Origin of the sequence: uncultured Murdochiella sp. (genome assembly GCF_902488755.1) — a bacterium.
Lineage (GTDB): Bacteria > Bacillota > Clostridia > Tissierellales > Peptoniphilaceae > Murdochiella.
In genome coordinates, this window is sequence record NZ_CABTXF010000055.1 from 1 (window position 1) to 7,342 (window position 7,342).

The 7,342-nt window shown below is 50.7% G+C and carries 4 protein-coding genes; 1 reads left to right on the forward strand and 3 read right to left on the reverse strand.

The genetic code is table 11. The features are described 5' to 3' along the window. Positions 1–50 precede the first annotated feature (50 nt). Entirely contained in the window at positions 51–308 is a 258-nt protein-coding gene (locus RDL68_RS05670; protein WP_308540711.1) for a hypothetical protein, read from the forward strand. A gap of 136 nt (positions 309–444) precedes the next feature. On the opposite strand, the gene RDL68_RS05675 is transcribed toward RDL68_RS05670, so the two are convergent. The 3 genes from RDL68_RS05675 to RDL68_RS05685 all read right to left on the reverse strand — a co-directional run bounded on the left by RDL68_RS05675 (position 445) and on the right by RDL68_RS05685 (position 7,270). Further along, positions 445–2,895 carry a hypothetical protein gene (locus tag RDL68_RS05675; RefSeq protein WP_308540712.1) on the reverse strand — a complete coding sequence of 817 codons (2,451 nt, stop codon included), beginning with the start codon at positions 2,893–2,895 and terminating at the stop codon, positions 445–447. A 10-nt stretch (positions 2,896–2,905) separates the two neighbouring features. Further along, the gene (locus RDL68_RS05680; RefSeq protein WP_308540714.1) at positions 2,906–4,960 is read right to left on the reverse strand and encodes an MMPL family transporter; all 2,055 of its coding nucleotides are present in this window, start codon (positions 4,958–4,960) and stop codon (positions 2,906–2,908) included. 303 nt (positions 4,961–5,263) lie between these two features. Next, a complete protein-coding gene (locus RDL68_RS05685) occupies positions 5,264–7,270 on the reverse strand; it encodes a Rib/alpha-like domain-containing protein (RefSeq protein ID WP_308540713.1) in 2,007 nt (668 codons plus the stop codon). Between the last annotated feature and the right edge of the window lie 72 nt (positions 7,271–7,342).

Below are 7,342 nucleotides of genomic sequence, written 5' to 3' on the forward strand. Positions count from 1 at the left end.
ATTTTGATTCGTAAGATATGAACGACCTTGCATAAACAAGTGAATGTCGTTTGTTAGGGGCTTTCCGCGCGCCCCTGGCAAATCTCCAAAATTCTCGTTTGCCAGGGGCGACCCTCCCCATTCCGACCCTGGCAAATCTCCAAATCACACATTTGCCAGGGGTTGCCATCCCCATTCCAACCCTGGCTAAATGCAAAAAATGCTATTTGCCAGGGGCGACCACACCCATTCCGCCCCTGGCAAATCTCCAAATCACACATTTGCCAGGGGCAGCCATCCCAAGACCAACCCTCTCTACCCACCACTGATTCACATCACCCCACAGCTTCCAGCAACCCCAGCCACTATCCCAATCAAAGAAACGGCTGCGCTGAAAATCAGCGCAGCCGTATTCGACAAAACCGTACTATCTTATTGAAATGTCCGGTAAACCCCGGCTTTCGACTACTTAATTTTCTCCACAATCCGGTATTTTGCTTGAAAGCCTTCGCCGACACCGGTAAAGGAAGCATCCTTTTTTGCAAGATCCGACATGGTGTCCAGAATGGTCTTCACCTCCGGTAAAGAGCCGGCTCTTTTATCGATTTCATCAATGCCCTTTTCCTTGAATTCGTCCATCTTCGCTGCAAAAGTCTGTAAGTTATCGCGGAAAACGACACTGCCCGCCTGTAGAGTGGCACCGCCTTGTTCCAACTCGCCCAAACCATCTGTTAGACGGCGAATGCCCACACGAAGAGGCGAAATCCCTTGCTCCTGAAGGGATGAAAACGCTGACAGGCCCTGCGCTTTTTCTTCCACCGCAAAAAGCGCTTCCGCAAGCTCTTTCGCTCCTTCGTTCAATGCCGCAGAATGGGCATCCAGCTGGTTTATCGCGTCGGTAAGGCGATGAACACCTTCCACGTTCTGCGCGCTGCCCTCTGCTAAGCGATGTGCTCCCATTTGCAACTGCCCCAACGCCTCATCCAATCGTTTCAGGGATTGTACAAGATTCTCCAGTTGGGAAGGATCCATCTCCTTTTCTAATTTTTGGCTGCCCTGTGCCACAGAGGCGCTGATTTTCGTAGCGCCATCAGCAAGCTCTCCGGCGCCTGTTTCTAACGCATCCAACCCGTCCGCTAACTGTCTTGATGCCGCAGTGATGCCATTGGAAGCCTCCGCACATTGTTTCATGCCTTCTTTGAACGCCTGACTATCTTCCGCATTGGGAAGCCGGCCGGAAAGGTCTGCCAGCGCATCCAAAGTTGTGCGCACCGTGTCGGCGCTCTGTACTAAACTCGATGTACCGCTACCCAGGTCTTTTGCCATCTCGGCAAGCTGCGTCGCAATACTGCGAAGGCGCTCTGCATCTTCCGTGCGTCCGGCGTTTTCCAAATCATTTGCCAGCGTTTCCAGACTTTCCACCGAAGGAGTCAGCACTTGGGATGCTTTGCCCACCGCGGCGACATTGTCTCCCATGCTCGTCAGCGCCTCCTCGATATCGGTATCGCCAAGTTGGGAGAGCGCTTCCAGAGGAAGATTCTGAACGGTTGCATTCATTGCCTGAAGTGGCGTATTCAGTGCCTCTTCTTTTTCCGCCAGCATGGATGCCGACTGCGAAGCCGTCCCCAATTTCTCCTTCAGCGCATTCGCGCCGCCGGAAAGCTGCTGCAGTCCCTGTTGAAGGTCATTCATCTGCGCCATAACGCCATCACGAAGCATTTTTAAGGTGTCTAACGGCGATTCGCCTTGGTTCCATTTTCCCGTTGCGGCTTTGATTTGTCCCAACCCCTCGTCTAACTGCGAGGCGCCTTTCTGCACTGCCTCTGCGCCTTGCATAAAAGTGGGCATTTTCTCTTTCATTGCGGAGACTCCCGAAGTGTATTGCTGAATCCCTGCGGAAAGTTGGGTTCCTCCCTGCGCCATCTGTTGCGCATAGCCGGGAAGAGCGGCAACCTGTTCTAAAGCCGGAGACAGCTTCTCTTCTAAAAGACCGGTTTTCTCGTCCAGCTCCTGCGCACCGGCGTGGAGTTTCTGCACTCCCTCGCCCATCGTCGTGGTTCCCTTTGTTAACTTCTCCTGCGCATCCGCTAACTTTCTGGAGGCTTCCACCAACTGCGCAGAAGAGTCTTCCAGCTTCTTCAATCCCTCTGTCAAGTCATCAAGACGATTCAATGAGGCATCGCCTTGGAATAACTCGTTGGAAATCACCACATAGGCTTCAATCGGTTGATAATTTTGGACATCCATTTCCACCACAGCTTGGTCTCGAAAAGTTTCCAACTGGTCGTCATCGAAAACAGAACGGAACGTATCGCGAATGCCCGGTGTTAACACCGTCGTGAGAATCTGATTTTTACCGTCTTTCACAATTTTCGAGTCCGGCGCATTCAGATTATGAGCAACCGCTTCGTCAAACGTCAGCATTGCCACTGCCACGTAAGGCGCATAAATCTTTTGTTCTTTTCCCTTAATGATTTTCGTCGTAAACGTCTTGTTTTCCGCACGGAGCGTAATCTTTACTCTTCCGGACTTGCCTTTCAGCTCCTGATTGCTGATTTTTTGCCCATTAAGCGTATAGTCAATATGAACATCCACCGGCAAACTCTTATTCGATTTACCCTGATAATATACGTCGTTCTTTTCTTCCTGCCAGTGAATCACACCGTCTGTCGCCTCAATCGCTTTATCAGCTTTAACGTCTTTCATCTCTTGCAAGTTGGTTTTATCTTTTCCGATAATATTGTGTTCGCCATGCAGCCAAACCGAAACAATTTGCTCCTGGATGGTATCCGCTTCTTTCATAACATAGACAGTCTCGCTTTTTTCGATGGCGGCGGATGCCGCGAAACACGGTTGCGTAGCTAACAAGGAAAATGCCACCGCACCGCTCAATACTTTTTGTACGTTCTTTTTCATCTTAGCCTCCTCATTGCAATCCTTTTGTCGTCTTCTTAATAAAGGGAAACAGAATGGACAGCAGCGCCGGCAACATAAGCAGAATCACCAACATACTGATAATCGCGCCGCGTGCCAAAAAGGTACATATCGTCGAAACAATCTCCATCTTCGAAAAGAGCCCGACGCCAACCGTCGCCGCCATAAACGACAACGCGGACGTCACAATGGATTTTGCCGTTTCACGGGTGGCAAGACGCAAGGCGCCATCCACATCCCCCAACTTTCCGTATTCATACAGAAAACGGTCGGTCATCAAGATGGAATAGTCCACCGTAGACCCCAGCTGAATCACGCCAATGATGATGGACGTGACAAAGGGAATCGTCTGGTTCAAATAGAACGGGATGCCCATGTTAATCTGGATGGCAAGTTCAATCGCGCCGATAAGAATAACCGGCAAGGCGAAAGATTTGAACACAAAGACCAGAATCAAAAAAACCATCGCCACGGATACTATCGAAACGCGCGTGAAATCCGAATTGGAAATCACCGTCAGGTCATCCGTAAGAACCGCTTCGCCGGTCAGATAGCCCTCACTATCGTATTTGTTCAGGATATGACGAAGCGCATCGATCTGGCTGCGCACCTCATCTGACGCCGTCTGATAACGGGAATTGATCATCAGCATCTTGTAGCCGTTCTGCGTAAAATTCTCGTTCAATTTATCCGGAAGGAACGTATCCGGCACACTGAGCCCCAGCGCAGAATTGGTCGAAAGAACAGTATTTACCCCCTCGACGTCCTCCATCTCGCTAATCATGGCATTCAGCGCCGCATCCGACAGATCCTCTTGCACCACCACAAAATGCGTCGTCGCCATGTTGTAGTCGCTCTTCAACTTGTTGAGCGCCACAATGGAATCGAGATTTTGCGGAAGCGAACGGTCCAAATTGTAATAGACCTTCGCATTCATCGACCCATAGAGAGCCGGAAGAAAGAGCAGGATAAAGAGCGCGAAGAGGGCTTTTTTATGCTTTACGCTAAAGTCGGAAAACGTATCAAATGAAGGAAGAAGCACCCGATGGTTGTATTTTGTCACCAGCTTTTCGGTGACCAACAACATCGCTGGAAGCACGCTCACCGTTGCCAAAAGACCAATCAATACGCCCTTACTCATCACCAAGCCGATGTCTTTTCCCAGACCAAGCTCCATTAACACCAGCACGATGAATCCGGCAAACGTAGTAAACGACGAAGCGAAAATTGAAGAGATGGTATTTTCAATGGCACGCGCCATTGCCTCCTGATGCGTTTCCCGCTTTCCTTTTTCCTCCACATAGCGCCGATAAAGGAAAATGGAATAATCCATCGTCACCGCTAATTGCAAGGTCGCCGCAATCGCTTTGGTGATATAGGAGATTTCACCCAAAAAGAAGTTGGTACCGAAGTTGTACGCCACGGCATAACCAATGGTCAGAATAAAAACGAACGGAATGACGGTCGATTCGTTCGTCAAAGACAGGACGATCAGAGCTAAAACCACTGCCAGCAACACATAGATGGGCGTTTCGTGGTCAATGACATCCTTGGTATCTTTCACCAGTGCGGAAATGCCGCTTAAATACTTGGGATTGGACTCGGTAGCGCGAATCGCATCAATCGCCGCCATGGTCGATACGGAAGAAGCCGAATCCTTAAATTTGACAAGCATCAAGGTACTGTTTTCCGCATAGAAGGTGTCCTGTAAACGTCCCGGCAAAATTTCCTTCGGCACCATTTCGCCCACTACCGATGACTTGGAAAGGACGTCTTCCACGCCGTCAATCGCCAGTATCTTCTCACGCAACTTTTCCGCATCCTGATCGGTTCCCTCCAAGATGAGCATTCCGGTTGAGGCGTTATGAAATTCCTCATCCAGAATTTTTTGTCCTTGTGTGGACTGCAGGTTTTGTGGTAAGTACGTAAGAATATCGTAATTAATCGCCGTTTGCTGGTATCCGAAGTATGAGGCAATCAGCAACAATGTCATGACCAAAAGAACCCCTTTAGGGTGCTTGGCAATAAATTGGGAATACTTTCTCATTTCCTTTCCTCCCATCTCTATTCCCCTTCGAAACACTGCGTTTTCTTTCGTGTTCCGTTTTCGTGCAGAACAAAATAGCACAGAAAAAGCCGATGCACCATGGAGAATTTTGTGGAAATGCGCAAATTAAGATAAATCTGAAGATTTCTCTATATTGAAAAACCATCGCCATCGGAAAACTATCGCTATCGGGAAACATCGCTATTGAAAGGAATAAAACAAAAGGAGCCGCACAAGGCGGCTCCTTTCTGCTTGTATCACGAGCGTTCTCTCGCGCTACTTCCGCGCGTTTCCATGTCTCGTCTACTTGTCTTCTGTTTTCTTCTTTTTACCGGCAACGAGGGTAACACCATAAAGCCCCATTGCTACCGCTCCCATGGCTATCGTACCCAGAAGAACGGTATCTCCGGTTTTCGGCGTCGCACCCTTATTAGCAGTCGCGCCGCGTTTTGCCATAACCTTTACCGTCACGGTCACTTCTTTCACCGAACCATCCGGATACGTCACCACGATGACCGCTTTCTTGTCACCGGGTTTCGAGGTATCGACCTTATTCTTAAATTTATAGGTCGTTCCCTTCGGCAGCTTGTCCTTGTTCTGGATGCCATCTTCCGGATTCGGCGTCTCGCCCGTATTGACCACGATATCCTTGCCTTCCGGATTCGGATTGTCCGGGTTCGGCTGATCGGGATTGGGCTTGTCCGGATTGGGCTTATCCGGGTTGGGCTTGTCCGGATTCGGCTTATCGGGATCCACCGGAGGCGTCACCGGTTTGCGCACGTACTGGGCGACATAGATTGTATTGTCCTGTACTGTGTCTTTTTTCGGAACAACCGGAGACCATGTGCTGAACTCCTTCGTGGTGTTCTCGTACTGCGCCGCATCGGGCAGCACATCGCGCAGCGCCCGATCCTCATAGGTGACATCCGCGCGAACAAAGATCACCTTATAGCGATGTCCTTCGACCGTGCCCTTTTCCGTCGCATCAAACGTCATACGGACATAACCATCCGGCGTTTCGCCCGGATCGTCCGGATTGTCCGGAACAATCACTTTCTGATTCTCCTCATACTGAGCCGTATACGTCTGATCCACCACTTGCGTATCATCTTCCGGAACAAGCGGATCCCAACCGGTAAAGCGCATGGTGACGTCGTTATAGGTTGCCAGTGTCGGCAACTGTGCGAACAAATCGGCATCCGCATAGGTAAGGTCATTACGCACGTCCAAAATCTTCTTGGTGTGCCCATCCACCGTACCATTCTCCGTTGCATCGAAGATGAGGCGTACATAGCCGTCCGGCTTCTCGGCCGGATTGTCCGGATCCTGCGTAATTACCTTCGGATTTTCCGTATACTGCGCCGTAAACGTCTGTTCCTCCACCTTGCCCGTATCCGGAACAAGCGGACTCCACTTATCAAATTTCTGCGAAGCGTCATTGTACGTTGCCCTCCGCGGGAATTCTAAACGCAAATCAGTATCCTTATACGAAACATCCGCTCGAACATCGATGACTTTTTTCTGCTGTCCATCGGCCAGCGTACCGTGCTCCGTCGCGTCGAAGATAAGGCGTACATAACCGTCTTTTACTTCGCCCGGATCATCCGGATTCGTAGAGACGATAAACTTTGGTCCTTGTTGGATGACCGGCACCGGATCCGAAGGATCTTTGCCCTTCTCCTGCTGCGTCAACTGCACATCGCCGGGATTGACTCCGTCCGGCAAATCGCTCGTCGGTATCGTAAAGCCGCCGTTGCCATCCACCGTCACTTGAATGGGGTTACCGTCCTTATTGTTCACCGGATTGCCGTTTTGATCGACCACCGTAATCACAGCGCCCGGCATTCCCTGTCCGGTGATTTTGTCCTCGCCGAATTTCACCAAATTCACTTGTGGCGGATTGGATTTCTCGCGCGTGCGGAAGACGACATCCATTACCGTACTACTGCCGTCCGGATGGGTGATGAGCACCGGCACTGTCAACGTTTCACCCGGTTCCATCGCCTGCGATTTTTCTTGCGACAGCGTCACTTTGCCCGTCGCCGGATCGATCGTAACGCCGTCGATAGCTTTGCCGTCCGGCGCAAACGTCGTACCGGCAGGAATCGGCTGTTTCGCTTCTTTTTTCTGCGCATCCGTTAATTTGGAAGGATCCGCGATCTTCTTTCCCTGGTCATCGGTGAGAGGCTGTCCATTCGCCCCGACGATGAAGCCTTCTTTATCCGTTTTCCACATCGTCGGATCCGATTCTGCCGGATCGCCGCGCGAAAGAAGCACATCCTCATACGTTATGGTCGGTACGGGGGTCACCGGCGTGGGGGCCTACACTTTTTCGTACTGCGCCGTAATCGTTGTTTCCCTCTTTAAAGTTCCCGTCAGCCG

What these genes read in the sequence shown, in the direction of transcription:
- RDL68_RS05675 (WP_308540712.1), bottom strand. Translation starts at nt 2,895, where the DNA reads ATGAAAAAGAACGTACAAAAAGTATTGAGCGGTGCGGTGGCATTTTCC.
- RDL68_RS05680 (WP_308540714.1), bottom strand. Translation starts at nt 4,960, where the DNA reads ATGAGAAAGTATTCCCAATTTATTGCCAAGCACCCTAAAGGGGTTCTT.